We start from the raw sequence: 22,927 nt of genomic DNA, 5'->3' as shown, positions 1-22,927 counted from the left end.
GAGAGGGACCTTCCGCGAAAGGGCCCGGCAGGAGCACCGGGCACGGTCGAAAAGCTCAGAGTTCGGTGAGGTTGGCCCCGCTGACCGGGTCGAACAGGTGGATGGCCTCGCAGTCGAACCAGAGCGTCGTCCGCTGCCCCTCGTGCACCTCGGTCTGCGGGCTGAGCCGCGCGACGAGCTGCGGGTGGCCGTCGGCGTCGAAGGCCGAGGTGTCGCGCAGGTGCTCGGAGGCGACGCCGCCCTCGGGCAGCGAGAAGAAGGCGTACTTCTCCGCCCCGGTGGACTCGACGATGTCCACGACCTCGGTGATCTGCCCGCCGCCCTCGATCGGCGCCTCGCCGAGCGCCTCGGGGCGGATGCCCAGGATGACCTCGCTGGGCACGTCGTGCTCGGTCATCGCTCGGCGCATCCGACCGCTGACCGGGAAGGTGCCGGCGATCGTCTTGAGCCCTTCGGTGGTGACCTGAGCGGGCAGGAAGTTCATGGCCGGCGAGCCGATGAAGCCGGCGACGAAGAGGTTGCGCGGGTGGTCGTAGAGCTCCTGCGGCGCGCCGACCTGCTGCACCACGCCCTTGCGCATCAGCACGATGCGGTCGCCGAGGGTCATGGCCTCGGTCTGGTCGTGGGTGACGTAGACCGTGGTGGTGCCGAGGTTCTTCTGCAGCCGCGAGATCGTGGTGCGCATCTGCACGCGCAGCTTGGCGTCGAGGTTGGACAGCGGCTCGTCCATGAGGAAGGCCTTGGGGCTGCGGACGATCGCCCGGCCCATGGCCACCCGCTGGCGCTGGCCGCCCGACAGGTTGCCGGGCTTCTTGTCGAGGTAGGGCTGCAGGTCGAGCATCTCGGCCGCGTGCTCGACCCGGCGGTCGGCCTCAGCCTTGTCCACCTTGGCCAGCTTGAGCGGGAAGGCGATGTTCTCGCGGACCGTCATGTGCGGGTAGAGCGCGTACGACTGGAACACCATCGCGATGTCGCGCTCGCGCGGCGCCCGGTCGTTGACCCGCTTGCCGTCGATGAGCAGCTCGCCCTCGGTGATGTCCTCCAGCCCGGCGATCATGTTGAGCGTCGTCGACTTCCCGCAGCCGGACGGCCCGACCAGGATGATGAACTCGCGGTCGGCGATGTGCAGGTCGATGTGGTCGACGGCCAGGGCGCCGTCGGGATACCGCTTGGTCACCCCGTTGAGCACGATCTCAGCCACGCGTCATCCCTTCACGGCTCCCGAGGTCAGCCCGGCCACGATCCGGCGCTGGAAGAACAAGACGAAGATCACGATGGGGATCGTGATGATCACGGCCGCCGCGGCGATGGACCCGGTCGGGTCCTCGAACTGGGAGCTGCCGGTGAAGAACGAGATGGTCGCCGGGGCGGTGCGCGCGGCGTTGGAGGAGGTCAGCGAGATGGCGAAGAGGAAGTCGTTCCAGCACATGATGAAGGCCAGGATCGCCGTGGTGACCATGCCCGGCGCCGCCAGCGGCACGATGACCTGCCAGAACGCCTGGAACGGCGTCGCGCCGTCCATCTTGGCGGCCTTCTCCAGCTCCCAGGGGATCTCGCGGAAGAACGCGGCCAGCGTGTAGATCGTCAGCGGCAGCGCGAAGGTGATGTACGGCAGGATCAGGCCGGGCCAGGTGTTGAACAGCCCCAGCGAGCGCTCGATCTGGAACAGCGGGGTGACCAGCGAGATCTGCGGGAACATCGCGATCAGCAGCGAGAAGCCGACCAGCAGCTTCTTGCCCGGGAAGGTCAGCCGGGCGATGGCGTAGGCGGCCATCGTGCCGAAGACGATCGCGATGAAGGTCGAGATCAGCCCGATGCCGATCGAGTTGACCAGGCCGCGGGTGAAGTCGTCGTTCTGGAAGATGCCGGTGTAGTTGGCGAGCGTCCACTTCTGCGGGATGAAGGAGCCGTCGGTGATCGTCGAGGGGTCCTTGAAGCTCAGCGAGACCACCCACAGCACCGGGATCAGCGCGTACAGCACGATGAACACATCGGCGACGCCCCACTTGAGCTTCATCGGCTGTCACTCCCCGGGGCCGAAGCGCCGAATATCCGGATGAAGAGGAACGCGATGATCGCCACGGTGATGAGGATCAGCACGGACATCGTCGAGCCGATGCCGAGGTTCAGGCCGCCGATCAGGTTGTGATACGCGATGATCGACACCGAGCTCGTGTTGTTCGCGCCGTTGGTCAGCACGTAGATGTTGTCGAAGATGCGGAACGCGTCCAGCGTCCTGAACAGCAGCGCGACCAGGATGGCCGGCTTCATCAGCGGCAGCGTCACCTGGGTGAAGCGCTGCCAGGTGGTCGCGCCGTCCATCGACGCCGCGCGCAGCAGTTCCTCGGGGACCACCGCGAGGCCGGCCATGAGCAGCAGCGCCATGAAGGGCGTCGTCTTCCACACCTCGGCGACGATGACGATCGCCAGCGCCGGCCACTGCTCGGTCAGCGGCGCCGTACCGTCCGGGAGCAGGTTGGCCAGCCAGCCGGTGCCCGGCGTCCACGCGTACTTCCAGCCGTAGGCCGCCGCGACGGTGACGATGCCGTACGGGATCAGCACCACGGTGCGGATCAGGCCGCGGCCGACCAGCGTGCGGTACATCGCGATGGCCAGCGCCATGCCCAGCACCAGCTCCAGCGCCACGCTGATCACGGTGATCAGCAGCGTCACCCAGAACGCGTTCCACCAGTAGGGGCTGGACAGGACCGTGCCGTAGTTCTCCAGCCCGATCCACTTCTGCTGGTCAGGGAAGCGCAGGTCGGCGCGTTGCAGCGACAGGATGAAGGAGTAGATGATCGGCCAGCCGGTCACCGCGATCATGATCAGTGCCGCGGGGGCGCTCAGCCACAGGCCCAGCCGCCGTTCGTCCCGCTTGCCCTCGCTCAAGGCCAAGAGAGCTCTCCCTCGCTCACGGCAGCACTCCCTTGCTCTCCAGCGCGTCCTGGATCTGCTCCTTCAGGCGCGTCATCGTGGCGTCCGGGTTGATCGCCCCCGGCGGCGACAGCACCGCCGAGATCACCGTCGAGACGTTCTGGTAGGTCGGCGTCTTCGGCCGCGGCGCGGCCGTCTTGAGCGCCTGGAGGATGGCGTCCTTCATCGGGTACGGCTCGCGCATCGCCGGGTCCTGGTAGACGGCTTCCAGGGTCGGCGGCAGGCCGTCCTTGGTCGCGGCGATCTTCTGGCTCTCGGCGTCCCGCAGGCACAGCGCGGCCTCGAAGGCCAGCTCGGGGTGCTTGGAGTAGGAGCTGATCGCGAAGTTCGCCCCGCCCAGCGGGGAGCGGCCCGGCCCGTTGGCCCCCGGATAGGGCGCCCACCGGAAGTTCGGCAGCATGTCGGGCTTGTTCTCGGCCATCGAGGCGTAGACGAACGGCCAGTTCACCTCGAACGCGGCGCGTCCCGCCTCGACCGCCAGGCGTGCCTCGTCCTCGTGCGTGTTCGACAGCGACGGGTCGGCCGCCTTCGACGTCGCGTACTGCCGCATCAGGCGCAGCGCGGCCAGCGCGGGCGGCCCGAGTTCCACCTTCGTCCCGCTCTGGTCCAGGATGCTGCCGCCCTCGGAGGCGACCATGCTGTTGAACCAGACGACCAGGCCCTCGTACTGCGCGCCGGTCACCTCGCCGTAGTGCGGCTTGCCCTCCTTGGCCAGGCGCGCGGCCTCGTCCATGATCCCCTGCCACGTCTTCGGCGGCTCGGGCACCAGGTCGGAGCGGTACCACAGGAGTTGCACGTTGGTCGTGTACGGCGCGGCGTACAGCTTGCCGTCCCAGATCGCCGTGTCCAGCGGCATCTGGAGCGTGCCCGCCCGCGCCTTGGCCGCGTTCTCGCCCGTCCACTCCCGGATCCAGCCGGCCTCCGCCAGCTCGGCGGTCCAGGTGACGTCCGCCCCGAGCACGTCGAGGCCGTCGTCACCGGCGGCCAGCCGGCGCACGAGCTGCTCGCGCTGGCCGTCGGCGTCACGCGGCAGGATGTTGAGGACGATCCGGTAGCGGCCGTCGGCCAGCTTGGTGCAGCGGTCGGCGATCGCCTTGATGTTCTGCTGGGGCGAGTTGTAGAAGTTGATCCGCGGGACGCCGCCCTCGTCGTCCGAGGCACATGCCGCGGGCAGCAGGAGCACCAGGGCCAGTGTTCCTGCCAGAATCCGGGACATGCCTGGTCAGGTACCCGACGCCGGGTAAAGGGTCACCCCGGGCGGAGTACACGGGTGGCACCGGCGATCAAAGCCGTGGCAAGCACCCAGCCCATGATGATCATCCCGTAGGCCAGTCCTTGCGTCCACCCTGCCGGGTCGAAGAGGTCGCGCTGCCCGAACACCGACACCGGCAGCAGCAGGTCGAAGGCGTAGGCGAACGGCTCGAACTCCGGGCTCTCCTCGGGCTTGATCGGCCTGGGCGGGTTGAGCCCGAAGACCGTCGCGCCCAGCGCGAGCAGGCCGGCGAACCACCACGCGGCGATCCAGGGGCGGTAGCCGTACCCCACGGTGAGGTCCAGGAGCAGTGAGAACAGGCGCAGGCCGCGGCCGCCGCGGTGGCGGCGCAGCGCGCGCAGCTTCGCGAGCTGGGTACGGCGGGCCAGAGCCCCGTTGCCGTCGCGCAGGTACCACGCGGCCAGTTGCTCGTAGGGCTGCGGGCGGAAGCCGTCGGGGTCTCGCGCGACCCACTCGACGCGCCGGGCGACGCCGCTGCCGCGCAGCCGCTCGTAGATCAGGCCGTTGAGGCGGAGCTTGTCGGGCCACAGGTCGTCGTGCAACGCGCCGACCGTGGAGTGCACGAAGGTCACCACGCCGTCCACGCTCGCCTGCGCGCCGAGCCAGACCTCGCGCGCCTCGATGTGCCCGGCGTGCAGGGCGAACTCGGTGTCCGGGCTGATCAGCGCCCCGGCGACGAGCAGGCTGCCGTTGAACCGCGCGCCGCGCACGCGCACGCAGCCGTAGGCGGTGAAGCCTTCGCCGAGCCGCATCACGTCATCCACGACCAGGTTGTCGCCGATCAGGGCGTCCTTGCCGGGATTGCGGAGCGTGGCGCCGTCCAGCAGCAGGCCGCCGTTGAGCCGCGCGCCGACCAGGCGGGTGCCGCCGGTCAGGTCGGCGTTCGTCAGCAACATCCCGGAATCGACCACCACGGTCGGGGCGTAGAGCGCCCACTCGCCATCGCCGTCGATCTTGGTGCCGGCCAGCCACAACCCGCCCTCGAACTGGGCTCGCGACAGCCGTACCGCACCGGTCACGTGCGAGCCGGACAGGCTCAGGTGGCCGGCCACCCGCAATCCGCCGGCGGTGAGGCCGGGCAGGTGGCAGTCGATCAGCCGGACCGTCCGGCTGGTCGAGCCGGTCATGATCACCACGTCGTCCAGGTGGCAGCGGTTCAGCTCCACCTCGTGCTTCAGGTCGCCGCCGCGCAGGTCCAGCGTGCCGGTGATGCGGGCGCCGCGCAGCCGGACCGCCGCGACCGCGCCGGCCTCGGCCTCCCGGGCGCCGAGCAGCAGCGACGCCAGGACCTCCGCGCGTACCGTGCGCTCCGGCCCCCACGACCCGCCGTCGGCCGGCGCGTTCCGCCCGGCCTCTTCGGTACGGCGGGGCCGCGCCTGACGCGGCTCGAACTCGACCCAGGCTCCGGAGGGGAAAGCCCGCCACAACAGCCGTTCCGCCTTGCTTAACCGACGCATGATCCGATTGTCCATACCGTGACGCAACCTTTGGCCTCGGCAGCGCATCTATCCAGAGGACACGGAAGGACAAGACATGATCAACTCACGCGGGTACGCGGCGCTGGCCCTCGCGGCGGCGGCCTCCTCCATCATGATCGCCGCGCCCGCTGAGGCGCGGACGGCGGCCTCCCCGGCCCGGTACGCCTGGCTGGACGGCTGCCCCAAGAAGGACTACACCGTCCCGTGCGGGGACTGGACCCTCACCCTGCGCAACGGCAAGCACGTCGCCCTCAAGGACGCCGTGGTCCACCCGCGCGGCGCCGACGGCAAGACCGACAAGGAGGCCAGCGCGCCGATCGCGATCAGCGGCGACGGGTCGAGCGTCGGCTACTTCCGCGAGAGCGACAACAAGCTCGTCGTGCGCGACCTGGCCGGCGGGAGCGTGCGGACGCTGCCCGGCGCGACGGCCAAGCTGCCCAAGGGCCTCGGCATGAACGACCTCGACCTCGCCTTCTCCAACAGCGGGGACAAGCTGTTCATCGACTACTTCGACGCCGCGTCCAAGCTCAAGTCCGTGGTCGTGGACCTGACCTCCAGCAAGGTCACCCGGATCAACGGGACCGAGGTCATGCAGGGCTTCAGCCCGGACGGCGCCTACGTGCTGACCTCCCGGATCACCGCGGACAACACCACCGAGTTCGCGGTCTACGACGCCGACGGCCAGGAGGTCGAGAGCCGCGTCGTGCCGCAGGTCGTCAGCAACAACGCGCCCGTCGCGCTCAACGACGACGGCAAGACCGTCGCGGTGGTCATCACCGGGCCCGAGACCACCAGCCGGGCGCGGCTGCGGACCTACGACCTGTCGACCGACACCGTGTCCGACGCGGTCAAGCTCAGCTACCCGCCGGAAGCGGAGTACCCGAACCGGATCACCTGGGAGTCGGGGGACGGGCTCACCCTGTGGACCTCCCGCACCGACGCGGAGGGCACGCCGGTGGCGGCCGTCCAGCGGCGGGTCAACCCGGACACGGGGGCGGCGGTGCGGCAGGACTCGTTCAAGTTCAAGCGGGGGCTGTGGACTTGGTGGCTGCCGGGCGACTAGTCGCTTCGGGTGGCGGCTATCGGTGTTCACCGGATTTATCGGTGGCCGCCACCACTCGCCGGTTCAGCGGAATTTGTCGGTGGCCGCCACCACTCGCCGACTCAGCGGAATTTGTCGGTCGCCGCCACCACCAGTTCGATCATTCCGGCCCCGCCATGCCCCTCGTCCTCCACGTGCAGCTCGCTCCCCGGCCACCCCCGGTGCAGCTCCCACGCCGTCTCCAACGGCCCGCTGACGTCATACCGCCCATGGATGAGCACCCCGGGCACCCCCGCCAGCCGCCCGACCTCCCGCACCAGCACCCCCTCCTCCTCCAGGAAACAGTCGTTCCCCCAGTAATGGGTCACCAGCCGCGCGAAGGTCATCCGAAACCCGGGGTCCCGAAACTGCGAGCTCGGCTCGAACCGGGGGTCGAGGCTGACGTGCGTGTCCTCCCACGCACACCACTCCACCGCCGCCTGCTCCCGAACCGCCGGATCCGCCAGCAACCGCGCGTACGCCGCCGCCAGGTTCCCCTCCCGCTCCCCCTCCGGCACGAAGTCGCGGAACCGCTCCCACTCCCGCGGGAAGATCCGCCCCACGTCCCGCGTGATCCACTCGATCTCCCGCCGCCGCCCCGCGGTGACCGCGAAGAGGATCACCTCGCTCACCCGCTCCGGGTACTGCTCGGCGTAGGCCAGCGACAACGTCGAGCCCCACGACGCCCCCACGAGCTGCCACCGCTCGATCCCGAGGTGCTCGCGCAGCAGTTCCATGTCCGCGATCAGGTGCTGCGTGGTGTTGACCGACAGATCCGTCCCGAGCTCCCCCGCGTCCGGCGTGCTCTTCCCGCAGCCGCGCTGGTGGAAAAGCACGATCTTGTACGCCGAGGGATCGTGGTAGCGGCGCCAGCTCGGCGACGCCGCCCCTCCCGGCCCGCCGTGCACGATCAGCGCCGGCTTCCCGTCCGGGTTGCCGCTGACCTCCCAGTACACCCGGTTCCCGTCTCCGACCTCCAGCATGCCCTGGTCGTAGGGCTCAACGGCAGAATACATAAGCGCTAATATATCTCCATGGCCCCGAGCTTCGGCACCCTCATGCGCACCCTCTACGAACGCACCGACGGCGCGATCGCCCAGATCTACGCCGACCTCGGACTCCCCGACTACCGCCCCCGCTACTCGCCCATCGTCCGCGCCTTGGTCACCTCCGGTCCCATGACCATCCGCGACCTCGCCGCCGCCGCCTCGGTCACCCACTCCGCCGCCAGCCAGACCGTCTCGCAGATGCGCCGTGCCGGCTACCTCGACCTCCACCCCGGCCCCACCGACGCCCGTCAGCGCATCGTCCACCTCACCGACCGCTGCCGGGCCGCGCTGCCGCTCATCGAGGCCGAATGGCAGGCCACCGCCCTGGCCATGCGCGACCTCGACGCCGAACTGCCCATCCCCCTGGCCGACCTCCTCGAAGCCGCTCTGGCCGCCCTCGACCGCCGCCCCTTCCACGACCGCCTGCTCGCCACACCGCCGCTCGCCGCCTACCGGCCTTGACTACGCTTCAGCCGCTCTCCACCTACCGGTCTTGATTACGCTTCAACCGCACTCCGCCTGCCGGTCCTGACTACCCTTCAACCATGCTCAAGCCCGCACTCGCCCTCCTGCTGGCAGTCGGCACACCCCTCACCCCCGCCCAGGCACGCGAACCGGCCGACTCAGCCGGTTGGGCTGGTTCAGCCGGTTGGGCTGATTCGGCCCGTTCGGCCGGTTGGGCTGGTTCAGCCGGTTGGGCTGATTCGGCCCGTTCAGCCGGTTCGGCCGCCAACCCCCGCCTGACCGCCCGATACGCCGGCCTGACCAGCTGCGGCGGACGCCCCCAGCGCTACATCTGCTCCCCCTGGCGCCTGTGGCTACGCGGCGGCGGCATCCTCCCCCTCCCCGACGCCCAGGTCCGTGCCCTCGACGAGAACGGCCGCGAACTCCGCCTCCGAGCCCCCATCGCCGTCGACCCCTACGGACAGTTCGCCGCCTACTTCCACAAATCCACCCGCCGCCTGGCCGTACGCGACCTCAACGCCCGGACCGTCCGCCTCATCCCTGGTACGGCAGGCAAGCGCCCGTCGATGACGCACCTCGACCTGCTCGTCTCCCCCAAGGGCCGCTACCTCGTCGTCGACCCCGACCTCGGCACCCAGCCCACCACGGTCATCGAGACCGCCACCGGCGCCACCTGGTCCCTGCCCGACTACGCCAAGGTCCAGGGCTTCACCCCGGACGGCTCCCTCCTATGCGTCATCCTCGACATGGAAGAAACCGCCGCCTGGCGTCCCGGCGCCCCGCCCCCTTCCGGCGGCGTCACCGTCGTCGGCTGGAGCGCCCTCCGTACCACCGGCGACATCATCGCCGGCGTCTCCCGCGAGGGCCGCACCCACTTCGTCCGCTTCTACGCCGCCCGTACCGCCATGGAGCACCGCCGCCCGCTCCGCTTCACCCTCCCCCGAGGCCAGGAAGCCCGCCGTCTGGATTGGACCCCCTCCGGCCACCTCACCCTGCTCACCCTGAAGCAGCCCGGCTCCTACGTCACCCGCTCCCTCAACCCCACCACCGGCAAACTCCGCACGCTCGACACTTTCACCATCAGCCCCCATACCTGGGACATCCACCTCGCCGGCGAGTAACCGGGCCATGGAGGTGGACTGAGAGGCACGGCCGAACGACGCGACCAGCCGGTACGGCGGGACAGTACGGCCGGGCCCTGCGGCCGGGTCGTCCAAGCGGTGCGTCCGGGCGGTGCAGCCGGGCGGTGCAGGCGGGCGGTGCAGGCGGGCGGTGCAGGCGGGCGGTGCAGCCGGATGGCGCGGCGCCGGACGGTGGGCGGCTAGGCGGTACGGCTCGCCAACTGGGCGGCGCGACCAGCCAGTGCGGCTAGGCGGTGCGGCCGAGCGGTGCGGCCGGATGGTGTGGCACCGGATGGGTGGGCGGCTAGGCGGTGCGGCGCCGGACGGTGCGGCGCCGGGCGGCGGTGCGGCGCAGCTCGCCGGTTGAGCGGTGCAGCCGACACCGCACAGACCGCCACACAGCGGCCAACCTCAGCGCCGATACCCCGCCATCCGCTCCAACCGAGCCACCCGCTCCGCCGTAGACGGATGGGTCGAGAACAACCGCCCAACCCCCGACCCACTGAACGGGTTGGCGATCATCAAGTGCGAAGCCGAAGTCAACCGGCTGTTCTCCGGCAACGGCACCCGCCGAGCCCCCATCTCGATCTTCCGCAACGCCGAAGCCAACGCCAACGGCTCCCCCGTCAACCGAGCCGCCGACTCATCAGCATGAAACTCCCGCGACCGAGCAATAGCCATCTGGATCATCGTCGCCGCCACCGGCCCAAGGACCATCATCAACAACGCCCCGAGAAACCCAGGCCCCTCATCGTCATCAGACCCACCGAAGAACACCGCGACATAGCTGGCCCAAGTGATCATCGTCGCCAACGCCCCGGCCACCGACGACAGCAAGATGTCCCGGTTATACACATGGGACAACTCATGAGCCACCACCCCACGCAGTTCCCGCTCATCCAGCAACTGCGTCAGCCCGTACGTCACACAAACCACCGCACTCCGCGGATTCCGCCCGGTGGCAAAAGCATTGGGCTGAGCGGTAGGCGAGATGTACAACCGCGGCATCGGCCGCCGCGCCTCGGTCGAGAGCTCCCTGACGATCCGGTACAACGTCGGCTGCTCAACCTCACTCACCGGCCGAGCCCGCAGCGCCGACAGCGCGATCCGATCCGAGAAGAAGTACGCGACCCCGTTCCCCACCAACGCCAGCACGAACGCGATCTGCAGTCCGACACTGCCGCCGAGCCAGGCCCCCACCGCAAGAGTCAGCGCGGACATGGTCCCCAGCAGGACCGCCGTGCGCAGACCGTTGTGGTGCAAGGTACCCTCCGCTGATCTTGGCCGGGCCCACGGTCCCGCCCGCAAGGAGCCTGCCTTCCTCCACTCCAACGACCAACCCCTGGTCAGCGTTCCCCGCCCACCCCCACCCGACCGCAGAGCGCGTTCACCCGATTACTCCCCCTTCCTCCACCAACCACCCACCAAGCCCGCCCCCGCACCCCTCACGCCCCTATGCGGCCCGTCACCCTCATGTAGTCCATGCCCCTCATGCGGCCCCGGACCCTGGAGTGGCCCGCGCCCCCGCTGCCGCACCCTTTCGCTGCCCGCGACCCACGACGGATAGCCGGGCCCACCACGGCAGCCCTCAAATCCGCCCCGCCAAGCCTCAGAGCCACGGTCTCCGGAAGCCCACAAGGCCAACCCACCCAAAAGGCTCACCCGGAAGCCGAAACCACCACCGCATCCAAGACAAGCTGCGGCGCAACCGAAAAGGCCACCGCCACCACAACCGCCAACCCCGCAGCCACCCAGGTAGCCGCCAAGCCCCCACCAAACCGGCCACCAGCCAAAGCCTCACCCGCCGCCGCCGGGGTGAACAGCTTCGCCGCCCAAACCACGTAGTAATACAGCCCGATCACCGTGTTGATCGCCATAACGACGGCAAGCCACCCCAGCCCGCCCTGCACGATCTCCCGGAACACCACCACCTTCGCGAACAACCCCGCCAGCCCAGGCGGCAACCCCGCCAGACAGATCAGGCTGAACGCCAAGGTCAACGCCGCCACCGGACTCCGGAAGACCAGCCCCCGATAGTCCTCCAGCGAATTGCCGGCCGCATAACGCGAGACCAGCATGACAACCGCAAAGGCCCCCAGGTTCATGGCCGCATAAATCACCAGATACGCCACCGCCGCGTTGACCGCCCCAGCCTCCTGTACGGCAAGCGGCGCCAGGATGTACCCCGACTGCGCCACCGACGACCACGCCAGCAACCGCACCGCCGAACGTTGCCGCATGGCGAGCAGGTTGCCCACGGTCATGGTGAGCGCGGACACGATCGCCACGATCGGCGCCCAGGTCGCGGCATGCGCGCTTAGCGCGGTCAGCATGACCAGGATCAACCCGGCGAACCCCGAAGCCTTGGACACCACCGACAGCAACGCCGCCACCGGGATCGGCGCCCCTTCATAGACGTCCGCGGCCCACGCGTGGAACGGCACTGCCGCGATCTTGAACGCGAAGCCCGCCACGACGAGCACCACGCCCACCGTGATCACCGGCGCATCACGCCCGGTGGCGAAGACCGCGGCGAGCTGCGTGAGGTAGACGGTTCCGCTCATGCCGTACAGCAGGGAGATCCCGAACAACATCACCGCAGTCGACACGATGGAGACGAGGAAGAGCTTGATCGCGGCTTCGGAGGCGCGCCCGTCGTAGCGGCGCAGCGCGGTGAGGGCGAAGACCGGCAGGGAGACGAGCTCGAGGGCGACCAGGAGCATGATCAGGTCGCGCGACGCCGGGAGCGTGACCGCGCCCACCAGCGCGCAGAGCAACAGGAAATACCACTCACCCACCGGGATCCGTCCCTCGGCGAGCTCCGTCATCGACAGCAGGACGACCACAAGACCCGCCGCCAGCACCAGCCCAGCGAAGATCAACGTGAACTGATCGACCACGAACGAGCACGGAGCCGGACCGGCACTCGCCACCGCGATCTTCTGCGAGGCAGCCAGGTCCTTCGGTACGCAGAACGTCGACAGCGGCGTCCCGCCCGAGAACGCCTGCGCGAGCACGAAGCCCGCCGCACCCAGAATCCCCGCCAGCGTGACCCCGGCCAGCAGCGCCCGCACCCGCCGGCTCGCCGGAAGGAAGGCGTCGAGCACCAGCACCAGCCCGGCCACCAGCGCCAGAACCACCGGCGGCGCGATGGCGAAATAGTCGATCGACTGGATCATGGCTTCACCCGGCCACTCCAAGGAGAGCTTGTACGGCAGGCGTCGTCACCGACAACAACGCCTTTGGCCACAGACCGAAAACCAGGGTCAGCACGATCAGCGGACTCCACGCGGCCAGCTCATACGGCTGGATGTCCTTGAGCGGCCCCACCCAGCCCTTCCCCCGACCAGCCCCACCCCCAGCCCGGACCTTGCCCGCAGCCCCGCTCGCCGCCGCATCCCCAGCACCTTCGGCTGCCACACCCCCAGCGCCACCCGCCGTCTCACCCACAGCACCGCCCACCGGATCAGTCCCAGCCCCGCCAGCCGCCCCGACCTCAGCCCCGCTCCCCGCCTGACCCCCAGCCCAGGCACCAGCGGCCCCGGCTTCGGTTCCAGCTCCGGCAGCGGTACCGGCCTCAGCCTCGCGCCCGGCGCCTGGGCCGAGGCCTGCGCCCGAGCTCGTCCCCGCTCCCGCATCTACGCCCGTGTCCGCCCCTGCGCCTGTCTGAGCCCCGCCCCACGGCCGCTCACCGGTGCGGAACTCCCGAGCGGCGGCCTCTCGTTCGAGGCGTTCCGCGCGCTCCTGCTCCTCGGCCCAGTCCGGGTCCTCTTCCCAAGCACCCGCCCCGGCCAGCGCCTTCTCCTCGGCCACCCACGGGTCGTCGCCCGTCCAAGCCCGCTTGCTCGAAGCCGACGCGTCGCCCCCCGACCAGGCCCGCTCCCCCTCCGCCAACGCCGGCTGCCGGTACGGCGACGCCGCACCAGGGACGACGGCGACCGGTTGCTCGTCGGGATATCCAGGCCCGGGCGACCGGAGGCCACGTGCCACGCCGTGGGTGACGCGCGAGAGCATGACCAAGAAGTACGCCGCCGTGAGCAACGCCCCGAGCCCACCCACCACCATGAACACCAGGAACAACCCGCGCGGCAACCCGGTAGCCGGTTCAAAGGCAGCCAACAACGCCAGCATCTCGCCCCAGAACCCGGCCAGCCCAGGCAGGCCGAGCGAGGCGATGCAGGCGAAGGTGAGTACGGCTCCGAGGTGCGGCAGGGTGCTCAGGAGGCCACCGCCCAGCGAGGGCATGTCCGCTGTGCCGTACCGCGTCTTGATGGCACCGGCGAGGAAGAAGAGCAGCCCGGTGATCAGCCCGTGCGCGATGTTCGCGAAGAGGGCGGCGTTGATGCCGACCGTGGTCAGCGTGGACAGTCCCAGCAGGACGAAGCCCATGTGACCGACGGACGAGTAGGCGATCAGGCGCTTGAGGTCGCGCTGGGCCAGACACGCGAGGGCTCCGTAGACGATGCCGATCGCCGCGAACGCCCCCAACCAGGGCGCGACCACCAGCGCGCCCTCGGGAAGGATCGGGATGGCGATGCGGACGAAGCCGTACGTGCCCATCTTGAGCAGGACTCCGGCGAGCAGCACCGAGCCGACGGTGGGCGCTTCGGTGTGGGCGTCCGGCAGCCAGGTGTGCAGCGGCCACATCGGCGTCTTCACCGCGAATCCCACCCCGATGGCGATGAACGCCACGGTCTGGACACCCCGGGCCAGGCCCATGCCGTGGGCGGCGGTCAGGGCGATGATGTCGAACGTCCCGGTCTGGGCCCAGATGAGCAGCAGGCCGAGAAGGAGGACGACCGAGCCGAGCAGGGTGTAGAGGATGAACTTGATCGCCGCCGCGCGCCGGGCCGGGCCGCCCCAGATGGCGATCAGGAAATACATCGGGATCAGGACGATCTCGAAGAAGAGGAAGAAGAGCAGCAGGTCGAACGCCAGGAAGGTGCCGATCATGCCGACTTCGAGGACCAGGAGGGTGAAGACCAGGGCTCGGGGGCGTCCCGACTCCGGGCGCAGTAGTTGGCCCGGGCTCCGGCCGCCGCTCCAGGACAGGTAGCCGAAGCAGAGGAACGTCAGCAGGGCGGTCAGCACGACCAGTGGCAGGGAGATGCCGTCCACACCCAGGTGGAAGCGCAGGCCGAGGCTTGGGACCCAGGCCCAGTCGGTCTCGAACTGGGGGGTGCCGGAGCGGTTGTAGTCGAACCGCACCGCCAGGACGACCGCCAGGGCCAGGACCACTCCCGACACGGCCAGCCCGTAAGGGCGTAGCCAGTCCCGTTGGCGGGAGCGGTTCGGCAGTAGCAGTCCGGCCGCGCCGACGAGCGGCACCGCCACGAGCGACACCAGCAGCCAGCTCATCGCCTCACCACCCTTTTCCCGCCACGACCACTCTTTCCGGGCTTCCCGCCACGACTGCTGCTCTCGCGGTGCCCGCTCTGCCCGTGATGACCGCCCTCACCCCGGCGACCGCAGTGACCGCGGCATCCGTGCCCCCGGTCGGGGCCAGACCAGGCTGAGCCGCCCATCCACGCCGCAACCGGTCCGGGCACGTCGGAAGGAAAAGGAAAGGGAGCGCGGAGGCTTCGCCGTACAGAGGGGTGGCGTTGCCGTACCAAAGCGCGGTGCGGGGTCATGTGAGCATCACCGCTCCCACCGCGATCAACAGCACCCCGGCAAGGACGCCGCTGACATAGAGCTGGACGTTGCCGTTCTGGGCGAGGCGGAGCAGGCCAGAGGCGCCCTGGGCGGTACGGCCGGATTCGCGGACGGCGCCGTCGACCACGTGGTCGTCGGTCCGGACGACCAGCCTCGACAGGGCGAGGACCGGGCGCACGAAGAGGACGGAGTAGAGGGTGTCCAGGTAGAAAGCCTGCTCACAGGGGGCGCGAAACGGGCCGAGGACGCGGGCGGGGTCGGAGACCGGGTCGATACGCCAGACGGCGAAGATCGAGGCACCGCCCAGCAGGGCCAGAACCACGCTGATGGCCGCGATGGCCAGGTCGAGGTGGCCCATCGCGGGCAGGCCGAGCAACATCGCCGGGACGGCGAGCAGCATGACAGGCAACAGCATCGACAGCGGCGCCTCGCGGACGTCGATGACGTGTGCGGTGCCGGGGGGCGGTTCGGCGAGTTCGACCAGCCGGGGCGGGCCGAGGAAGGTACGCAGCCAGGCTCGGGTGGCGTAGGCGCCGGTGACGATCAGCGTCGCCAGCGCGCAGCCGTACAGCAGCCAAGCGGCGGCGTCGGTCAGCACACCGTCGGACAGGGACTGCTCGATGGTGTGGAGAACGCTGTCCTTGCTGAAGAAACCGCTGGTGGGCGGCAGGCCCATCAGGGCGGCGAAGCCCACGGTCATCGTGACGAAGGTGACCGGCAGTTCCTTGCGGAGGCCGCCCATCTCGCTCATCAGGTTGGAGCCCACGTGGTGGATGACCACTCCGGCGCAGAGGAACAGCAACGCCTTGAAGGCGCCGTGGGTGATCAGATGGAAGATCGCCGTGGTGGACGATCCGGCGGCCAGGGCGGCGGCCATGAAGGCGAGCTGGCTGATCGTGGAGTAGGCGAGGACTCGTTTGAGGTCGTCCTGGGCGAGCGCGGCCAGGGCGGCGCCGAGCATGCCGAGGGCGGCCAGTACGGCAAGCACGTCGAGAGTCGGCGGGGCGGCGAGGAAGACCGGGAAGAGGCGGGCGACGACGAAGATGCCCGCGGCGACCATGGTGGCCGCGTGGATCAGCGCGCTGATCGGAGTCGGACCGGCCATCGCGTCGGGCAGCCAGGTGTGCAGCGGCACCTGGGCGCTCTTGCCTGCCACGCCGGCGAGCAGGAGCAGGGTGGCGGCGATCGCGGTGCCGGTGGACAGTTCGGGGACCTTGGCAAGGATGTCGGCGATCTTGAAGCTGCCGGTCGCGGTGCCGAGGACGAAGATGCCGAACAGGAAGCCGACGTCGCCGAGGCGCGTGACCAGGAACGCCTTGATCGCGGCGCGGGAGTTGCCGCGGTCCTCCCACCAGTGGCCGACCAGGAGGTAGGAGCAGATGCCCATGATCTCCCAGCCGACGTACAGCACCAGGAGGTCGCCGGAGAAGACGACCAGGAGCATCGCGCTGGTGAACAGGCTGACGAACGCGCTGTAGGAGGGGTAGCGGGCGTCGTCCTTCAGGTAGCCGACGGAGTAGATCTGGACGGCCAGCGCGACCACGGTGACGAGGATGCCCAGCACTGTGGAGAGGGCGTCTGCCTGGAGGGTCAGGGAGATGGGGATTCCGCCGGTCTCGATCGTGCCGTAGTCGGCGGTCAGGACCGGGGATTGGGCGGTTCCGCCTTCGAGTTGGGCGAAGAAGGTCAGGCCCTGTTGCCAGGCCAACCAGGCGGCCAGCACTGCGGATGCGGCTGTGGCTGTGATGGCGATGGCGGCGGCTCGGCGGTGTGCTGTGCGGGTGTCGGCGCGGCCGGCGAAGGCTGGGCGGCTGCCGGAGCCGGAATGGTTGGCTGGGTGGCTGCCGGAGCCGGAGGGGGAATCTGGGCCGGTGCCGGTTCCGGAGGCCAGGGACGGGTGGGTGCCCGGCCTGGTGGTGGCTGCCTGGCTAAGTGCGGCTGAGGGCGTGTGAATGACAGTCGGGCGTCGGGTCAAGGAGAGGCGGGTCAGGAGCAGGCCAGCTGCGGAGGCCAGGAACGGCAGCGCGATCGTCAGCGGGAGCAGGACGGATGGGGTCATCGGCCAGCTCCCCGCTGTCCGGCGGCATGCGGGTCAGGTTGGGCGGTGGCGCCGTTGCCGGCGTCGGCCGTCGGAAGTGGCTGGGCGCCCGGTGACCGTTCTGAGGCGGTGAGGCTCGCGGCTGCGGCGGCGGTTGTCGCAGGGTCGGCAGGCGAAGGGTCAGCAGGCGGGGGTTCGGCCAGGTCGCGGAGGCGGTCGATGTCGACGGTCGCGCGGTTCCTGAACAGCGCGAGGACGATCGCCAAGCCAAGGCCCAGTTCGGCGGCGGCGATGACGATCACGAACAGGGTGAGCACCTGGCCGCCGTGCAGCTTGTCGCCGAGCCAGACGTCGAACGCGACCAGGTTGATGTTGACGGCGTTGAGCATCAACTCGACCGACATCAGCACGAGGATGGTGTTGCGGCGGGCGAGCACGCCGTACACGCCTATGGAGAAGAGCAGCGCGGAGATGACCGCCGGGTAGACGATGTGCACTACTTGTCCCCGCTTTCGCCCGTGGGGGGTGCTGCTTCGGAGGGCGGACTGGTTGGTGGGTCGCCTTGCTCCGGAGCTTGCTGTACGGCTTGGCCGTTGCCGGGGGGTTGGTGGCCTGGGCTCGGGGCGGGTGCCTGGTCGCCTGAGGTCGGGCGGAGGGCCTGGCGTCCTGGGGTTGGGTCGGAGACCTGCAGGCCCGCGGCCGGACTGGAGCCTTGAGGGCCTGGGGTCGGGCTGGGGGCTTGCCGTACTGGTGTGGGGTCGGTGCCCCGGATGTCGGTTCGGGACAGGACGATGGCGCCGATCAGGGCGGCCAGGAGGAGCACCGACAGGGCTTCGAAGGGCAGGACCCAGGTGCGGAAGACGCTGGTGCCGAGTTCCTTGGCGGCGCCTGCGCCTGGGGTGAGCGGGGTGTAGGCCGTACGGAAGCCGTCGATGACGACCGTGACCAGGACTCCTGCGGTGGCCAGGGCGACGGCGAAGGCCAGCTTCTTGTTGCCGCTGTCGAGGTCGGCCGAGCGGCCGATGGGGGCGCGGGTCAGCATGATCCCGAACAGCAGCAGGACGATGACCGCGCCGACGTAGATGAGGACCTGGACCCAGGCCACGAACTCGGCGGTGAGGACCAGGTAGCAGCCGGCCAGGGCGCCGAAAGAGACCACCAGCCACAGGGCGGCGTGGACGAGTTGGCGGGTCGTGACGACGAGCAGCGCCGACCCTACGGCGACCACGCCGAGCAGCAAGAGGACCACCTCTTGGCCGGTTGGCGGAAAGAAGGGTGGCACCGGGTCGGTCACGACTACTCCTCCTCGGGCTCCCGTGGGTCGGCAGGCTTGAGCGTGCCCGGCGGACGGATGGACCTTGGGTCGGCCATCTTTCGCCTGCGTCGCTCCGCGGGAGAAGTCTGCTCCTCGGATTCGGCCTGCGGGGGTGGGGCGGGGGAACCTGTGGACAACTTCTCGTCGGAGGGCTCGCCTGTGGATGACAAGGTTGTGTCCGTGTCCGCTGCCTCGGGTTGGGTGGGGTGAGCGGGCTCATTGGCGGACTCTGGCTGGGCTGCCGGGTGGGCGGGCCCTTCCGCGGGGGCCGGTTGGGTGGGCGTGCTGGGGCGCTCCGGGCCGGCGGTGTGGGGCTTCGGCTCACCCTGGGACTCCAGGCCGCGCTGGGACTCCGGCTCGCCCTGGGACTCCGGCTCGGCCTGGGACTTCGGTGACTCGGAGGCCGGGGTCCGGGGCTGGGTGGAGGGCTGGGGACGCGGAGGGAGAGAGCCAGGCGGGCGGATCGCGCGGACGTTCGCGGTTGGGCGGCGCGCAGAGCTCGGTGTGGTCGAGCTCGGCGTAGTTGAGGCCGAGGAGGTGGGGTCAGTGGGGGGAGGCGTGGCTGGGGAGGGTGTGGCCGGGCTGTCCGTCGCTGGCGGTACGGCAGGCTGGTCCGTCGAGGGAGCCGCGGTCGCGCCCTCGTTTGTCCGAGCCGCTGGCCCGCCTTCAGCGACGGTCCCGGGCTCAGCAGGCATAGCGGACCCGCCCTCCCCCGGAGCAGATGTCTCACCCTCAGCACGGGCGGTGGACCCGGGCTCAGCAGGGACGGAGGACTCGCCCTCAGCGCGTACGGCCGGCGTACGTCTGGCGGAGGGGCCTCGCTCGGTTGCCGAGGCGGTTCTGGCGGCTGCGGGCCCCGCGGCGGGGGTGGTTCGGGTGGGGCGAGCGGGTCGGGGCGTGGTGGTCAGTTCCTTAGGGGGCTCGGCGCCGGGGTCGTGGGCCGGAGGTGGCGGGACGGACTGGGTCCAGGCGGCCAGGCGGGACTTCTCGTGGAGAAGGTTGCGGATGTCGCCTTCGGCGTACTCGAACTCCGGGGACCAGAACAGCGCGTCGAAGGGACAGACCTCGATGCAGATGCCGCAGTACATGCACAGCGAGAAGTCGATGGCGAAGCGGTCGAGGACGTTGCGCTGACGCGGGCGGCCGCCTTCGGGGGCGGGGAGGGTCTCCTTGTGGGAGTCGATGTAGATGCACCAGTCGGGGCATTCGCGGGCGCAGAGCATGCAGGAGGTGCAGTTCTCCTCGACGAGAGCGATCACGCCCCGGCTGCGAGGAGGAAGATCGGGATGCACCTCCGGGTACTGCTGCGTGACCGACCTGCGCAGCATGTGGCGAAGGGTGATGGACAGCCCCTTTGCCAGTCCGACTCCCGGTATCCGCGCCATGATTGAACATCATGACGCACTCGGCGTCAGAGGTGAATGCGCCACACGATTTCCACAACCGTCCACAGGCGAATCGGAGTTATCCACAGGTTGGCTCCACAGCCCGATTTGCGAAGTGCGGCCCGATAGTCTCTCCGCATGCCGTACAGCCGTCCGAGTGCTGGAACGTGGGTCGCCACCGTGGTGTGGGCCCTCATCCCCCTGGTCACCTGCGGTCTGGGGACGCCGTTCGCGATCGGTTTCGCCGCGTTCTGGATGAGGAGTGCCTTTCAGGCGGTCGCCGCGGCGTTCTACCTGTTCTGCGTGGGGCTGTTCGTGGTGGTGACGGCGCAGTATGACGATTTTGAGATGGTGCCTGAGCCGGCTTCCACATTGGTGACGATCGCTTTGGTGGGGGCTTGGTTCGGCGGGCTCGTGCATACCGGGATCTTGGTGCCGTTGATGGCCAATGCTCGGCGGCGGGATGACATTCATGGCATGGCCACTCATCCTGCTCATCAGCGGGGGCCGGTTCAGGGGCATCATCAAGGGCCCAAGGGGCCGTATGGGCAGCAGCAAGGTGGACAGGGGCGGCAGGCTGGGGGGTACTCGGCGCACTTCGGGCCGCAGCACGGGGAGCCGGGGAGTTCTGGGGGGCCTTATCAGGGGGCGGGGCACGGGACGGCGAACTCGGGGCCGGCGTCGCCTGCTACTAGGCACGGTTCGGGGCACGGTCTGGCCGGTTCGGGGCACGGCGGTGGGCACGGTCCGGCCGGTTCGGGGCATGGCGCGGGGCACCTTGGGCACGGTTCGGGGCCGGTTGGGCACGGCCCGGGTCATGTAGGGCACGGCTCGGGGCCTCAAGGGCCTGGATCTCCCGCTTCGGGGCCGAATTCGCCGTTCGGGGGGCCGCTTCCGGGGCATCGGGCAGGGCAGCCGGGGGGTGGTGGGCAGCCCGGTCGCGGCGCGGCCGAGCATCCTGGGCGGCAGGCGTCGTCGTCGCAGAGCCAGGCTGGGCTTCCGCACTTCGTGGGGCATTACAAGGTGCTTGAGTCGCTCGGGCGTGGTGGGCAGGGGGCGGTGTATCTCGCGGTCGCGCCGAACGGGACCAAGGTGGCCGTGAAGGTGCTGCACGAGTTGGGCAATGAGACTGCGCGGGAGCGGTTCGTCCGGGAGGTGGAGGCGGCTCGGCGGGTGGCGACGTTTTCCACAGCCCGCGTGCTGGACGTGAACATCAACGGGCCGCACGCGTACATCGTCAGTGAATATGTGGAGGGGCCGTCGCTTGAGCAGCTCGTACGTCGGCAGGGGCCGCGGGATGCGGACAGCCTTACGCGGCTGGCGTTGTCCACAGCGGGGGCGTTGGCTGCTATCCACAAGGCGGGGATCGTCCACAGGGACTTCAAGCCGAGCAACATCCTGATCGGGGCCGACGGCCCTCGGGTGATCGACTTCGGCATTGCCCGGGCGCTGGATCAGGTGACGATGACCGCTGGGCGGATGGTGGGGACGCCGCCGTACATGTCGCCCGAGCAGTTGTCCGGGGAGAAGGTGGGGCCGCCTTCGGATGTCTTCAGCTGGGCGGTGACGATGTTGTTCGCCGCGACGGGGCGTCCGGCCTTTGGGGAGGACAGTGTGCCGGCGGTTTTCAACCGGGTGCTTACGGTTCACCCCGATTTGTCACCGTTGCCGTCCTCGTTGCGGCGGGTGGCGGGGGCCTGCCTGGACAAGACGCCCGAGAACCGGCCCAGCGCCTCGGACGTCATGCTGGCGATCGTGGACTGACCGCCGAAATAAGGGCTAAGGGGTGACCCGACGGGTGGCATGGACTGGCCTCCAGGTTGAAGGGCCATGGGACGGCCCAGTAAAAGGCCCCGACTGACCGCCGGCCTGAGGGGCTAGAGGGTGGCCCGGGGGGCGCCCCGACTGGCCGCCTGATTAAGGGCTAACCCGACCGGCCGCCTGGTTAAGGGCTAAGGGGTGGCTCGGCGGGTGGCGTGGACGGCGGACAGGTATTCAGCGCGGGTGAAGCGCAGGAAGCGGGCGTCCAGGGAGTTGCGGGTGGCGAAGCGGTGGACGGCGTCCGGGGTCAAGGGTCCGGGCAGGTGGTGGAGCGGGGCGCCGGTGCGGTTCAGGATGAGCAGGCCGGCCAGTTCTTCGTAGCGGTAGTGGACCAGGGTGGCGGCGCCGCCCATGGGGATGCTGGTCTTGGGGTACTCGAGTTCGAGCGTGGTGCCGATCATCCGGAGGTACGGCCCGCCGAGGGGGCCCAGGCGGGTGCCGCGGGCGAGGCGGCGGCGGTGGAAGCGGGCGCGGATGGGGCGGGCCAGGAGCGCGAGTGGGGCGAAGGCGGCGATGGCCAGCTTGGAGTCCAGGAGGTCGAGGAGCATGCGGCCCAGGCCGGACAGGCCGCGCCAGGCTAACCAGCCGCCGGCGGTGACCAGGTAGGCCATGACCAGCAGGCCGGTGAAGGCGACGGTGGTCAGGACGGGTTTGGTCCAGCGGCCCAGGCGCAGGACGCGGCGTCCGTGGAGGCGGCGCCAGCCGGGGGCCCGGGCGGCCAGCCGTACCGCAGCGGCGGGGGCGGTGATCTGCACGGTCAGCGGGATGCCGAGGGCGGTGGCCAGTTCGGCGACCTGGCGGGGGAGCCATTCGCCGGGCAGGTCGAGCATGACCAGGCCGTCGGGGTCGAGGGCGACGAGGCCCAGGATGCGGTCGGGGTCACGGGAGCCGGAACCATGGCTCCCCGGCATGACCAGACGACCACCTGTGGAAACGAAGTGACCGGGCGAACCGGGAGGAACGGCGTCGGCGTTCGCGCCGTCCGTGGAGGCGAGGTGGCCAGGTGAATCGGCGGTGTCCGTGGAGGCGAGACGCCCGGGCGAACCGGGGGCGGTCGTCCCGCTTGTGGAGGCGACGGGGCCGGGCCTGCCGGCGGCGGCCTTGTCGTCCGGGAGCGGGCAGGAGTAGAGGGCCAGGGCCGCGGGCCGGAGGCGTAACCGCTCCCCCGGCACGTCCACCACGAGCCAAGCCCCGTCCGCCTCGAGGACGGTCTTCGGGCGCGCCCCGTTCTTGACCGCGCCGGCGATAGGACGAACAGCCCGCATCACCCTCACCCCACTCTGTCCGACGGCCGGACGAGGCGGGAAGTTCC

The 22,927-nt window shown here is 69.9% G+C and carries 17 protein-coding genes and 1 pseudogene; 4 read left to right on the top strand and 14 right to left on the bottom strand.

Translation table 11 applies throughout. The features are described 5' to 3' along the window. Positions 1-55: 55 nt before the first annotated feature. From ugpC to AB0I67_RS09190, 5 genes are read right to left on the bottom strand one after another with little or no spacing between them, the layout of a single operon-like run. A complete protein-coding gene (gene ugpC / locus AB0I67_RS09210; RefSeq protein ID WP_357920089.1) occupies positions 56-1,201 on the bottom strand; it encodes a sn-glycerol-3-phosphate ABC transporter ATP-binding protein UgpC in 1,146 nt (381 codons plus the stop codon). Positions 1,202-1,204: 3 nt separating this feature from the next. Further along, positions 1,205-2,017, bottom strand: coding sequence for a carbohydrate ABC transporter permease (locus AB0I67_RS09205; protein ID WP_357920086.1), 813 nt, complete (start codon positions 2,015-2,017; stop codon positions 1,205-1,207). After that, complete coding sequence (locus AB0I67_RS09200) at positions 2,014-2,895, bottom strand: sugar ABC transporter permease (protein WP_357920083.1); 882 nt, start codon at positions 2,893-2,895, stop codon at positions 2,014-2,016. Before AB0I67_RS09200 ends, AB0I67_RS09205 begins: the two co-directional genes overlap by 4 nt. 16 nt (positions 2,896-2,911) lie before the next feature. Then, the gene (locus tag AB0I67_RS09195; RefSeq protein WP_357920080.1) at positions 2,912-4,150 is read right to left on the bottom strand and encodes an ABC transporter substrate-binding protein; all 1,239 of its coding nucleotides are present in this window, start codon (positions 4,148-4,150) and stop codon (positions 2,912-2,914) included. 32 nt (positions 4,151-4,182) lie between these two features. Continuing rightward, positions 4,183-5,664 carry a hypothetical protein gene (locus AB0I67_RS09190; RefSeq protein ID WP_357920077.1) on the bottom strand — a complete coding sequence of 494 codons (1,482 nt, stop codon included), beginning with the start codon at positions 5,662-5,664 and terminating at the stop codon, positions 4,183-4,185. Between the two features lie 76 nt (positions 5,665-5,740). On the opposite strand from AB0I67_RS09190, the gene AB0I67_RS09185 reads away from it, so the two are divergent. Continuing rightward, complete coding sequence (locus AB0I67_RS09185; protein WP_357920074.1) at positions 5,741-6,748, top strand: hypothetical protein; 1,008 nt, start codon at positions 5,741-5,743, stop codon at positions 6,746-6,748. A 101-nt stretch (positions 6,749-6,849) separates the two neighbouring features. Here AB0I67_RS09185 and pip read toward each other — a convergent pair whose 3' ends face one another. Then, positions 6,850-7,782 carry a prolyl aminopeptidase gene (pip, locus tag AB0I67_RS09180; protein WP_357920071.1) on the bottom strand — a complete coding sequence of 311 codons (933 nt, stop codon included), beginning with the start codon at positions 7,780-7,782 and terminating at the stop codon, positions 6,850-6,852. Between the two features lie 18 nt (positions 7,783-7,800). Here pip and AB0I67_RS09175 point away from each other — a divergent pair, with 18 nt between their 5' ends. Continuing rightward, complete coding sequence (locus tag AB0I67_RS09175; protein WP_357920068.1) at positions 7,801-8,277, top strand: MarR family transcriptional regulator; 477 nt, start codon at positions 7,801-7,803, stop codon at positions 8,275-8,277. A gap of 83 nt (positions 8,278-8,360) precedes the next feature. Then, positions 8,361-9,401: a hypothetical protein gene (locus tag AB0I67_RS09170; RefSeq protein ID WP_357920065.1), complete on the top strand. Its 1,041-nt coding sequence runs from the start codon at positions 8,361-8,363 to the stop codon at positions 9,399-9,401. Positions 9,402-9,812: 411 nt separating this feature from the next. Here the strand turns inward: AB0I67_RS09170 and htpX are convergent, their stop codons facing one another. From htpX to AB0I67_RS09135, 7 genes and pseudogenes are all read right to left on the bottom strand, one after another. Further along, the gene (gene htpX / locus AB0I67_RS09165; RefSeq protein WP_357920062.1) at positions 9,813-10,664 is read right to left on the bottom strand and encodes a zinc metalloprotease HtpX; all 852 of its coding nucleotides are present in this window, start codon (positions 10,662-10,664) and stop codon (positions 9,813-9,815) included. Between the two features lie 395 nt (positions 10,665-11,059). Beyond that, positions 11,060-12,580, bottom strand: coding sequence for an NADH-quinone oxidoreductase subunit N (locus tag AB0I67_RS09160; RefSeq protein WP_357920059.1), 1,521 nt, complete (start codon positions 12,578-12,580; stop codon positions 11,060-11,062). Positions 12,581-12,584: 4 nt separating this feature from the next. Beyond that, positions 12,585-14,759 (bottom strand): NADH-quinone oxidoreductase subunit M, encoded by a 2,175-nt coding sequence (locus AB0I67_RS09155; RefSeq protein ID WP_357920056.1) that lies wholly within the window; start codon positions 14,757-14,759, stop codon positions 12,585-12,587. A 271-nt stretch (positions 14,760-15,030) separates the two neighbouring features. Next, positions 15,031-17,115 carry an NADH-quinone oxidoreductase subunit L gene (locus AB0I67_RS09150; protein ID WP_357920054.1) on the bottom strand — a complete coding sequence of 695 codons (2,085 nt, stop codon included), beginning with the start codon at positions 17,113-17,115 and terminating at the stop codon, positions 15,031-15,033. 191 nt (positions 17,116-17,306) lie between these two features. After that, positions 17,307-17,591, bottom strand: a pseudogene (nuoK, locus tag AB0I67_RS09145) (NADH-quinone oxidoreductase subunit NuoK); the annotation flags it as partial. Next, a complete protein-coding gene (locus tag AB0I67_RS09140) occupies positions 17,591-18,334 on the bottom strand; it encodes an NADH-quinone oxidoreductase subunit J (RefSeq protein ID WP_357920051.1) in 744 nt (247 codons plus the stop codon). The gene AB0I67_RS09140 and the pseudogene nuoK, both read right to left, overlap by 1 nt. A gap of 56 nt (positions 18,335-18,390) precedes the next feature. After that, positions 18,391-19,737 (bottom strand): 4Fe-4S binding protein, encoded by a 1,347-nt coding sequence (locus AB0I67_RS09135; RefSeq protein WP_357920048.1) that lies wholly within the window; start codon positions 19,735-19,737, stop codon positions 18,391-18,393. 195 nt (positions 19,738-19,932) lie between these two features. Between AB0I67_RS09135 and AB0I67_RS09130 the strand changes: the two genes are divergently transcribed. Beyond that, positions 19,933-21,558, top strand: coding sequence for a serine/threonine-protein kinase (locus tag AB0I67_RS09130; protein ID WP_357920045.1), 1,626 nt, complete (start codon positions 19,933-19,935; stop codon positions 21,556-21,558). 188 nt (positions 21,559-21,746) lie between these two features. Here AB0I67_RS09130 and AB0I67_RS09125 read toward each other — a convergent pair whose 3' ends face one another. Next, positions 21,747-22,880, bottom strand: coding sequence for a hypothetical protein (locus AB0I67_RS09125; RefSeq protein WP_357920042.1), 1,134 nt, complete (start codon positions 22,878-22,880; stop codon positions 21,747-21,749). Positions 22,881-22,927 lie beyond the last annotated feature (47 nt).

The organism is Nonomuraea sp. NPDC050310, from assembly GCF_040655795.1.
GTDB lineage: Bacteria > Actinomycetota > Actinomycetes > Streptosporangiales > Streptosporangiaceae > Nonomuraea.
Note: the sequence above shows the minus strand (reverse complement) of the source record. Positions and strands in the feature narration are given on the sequence as shown.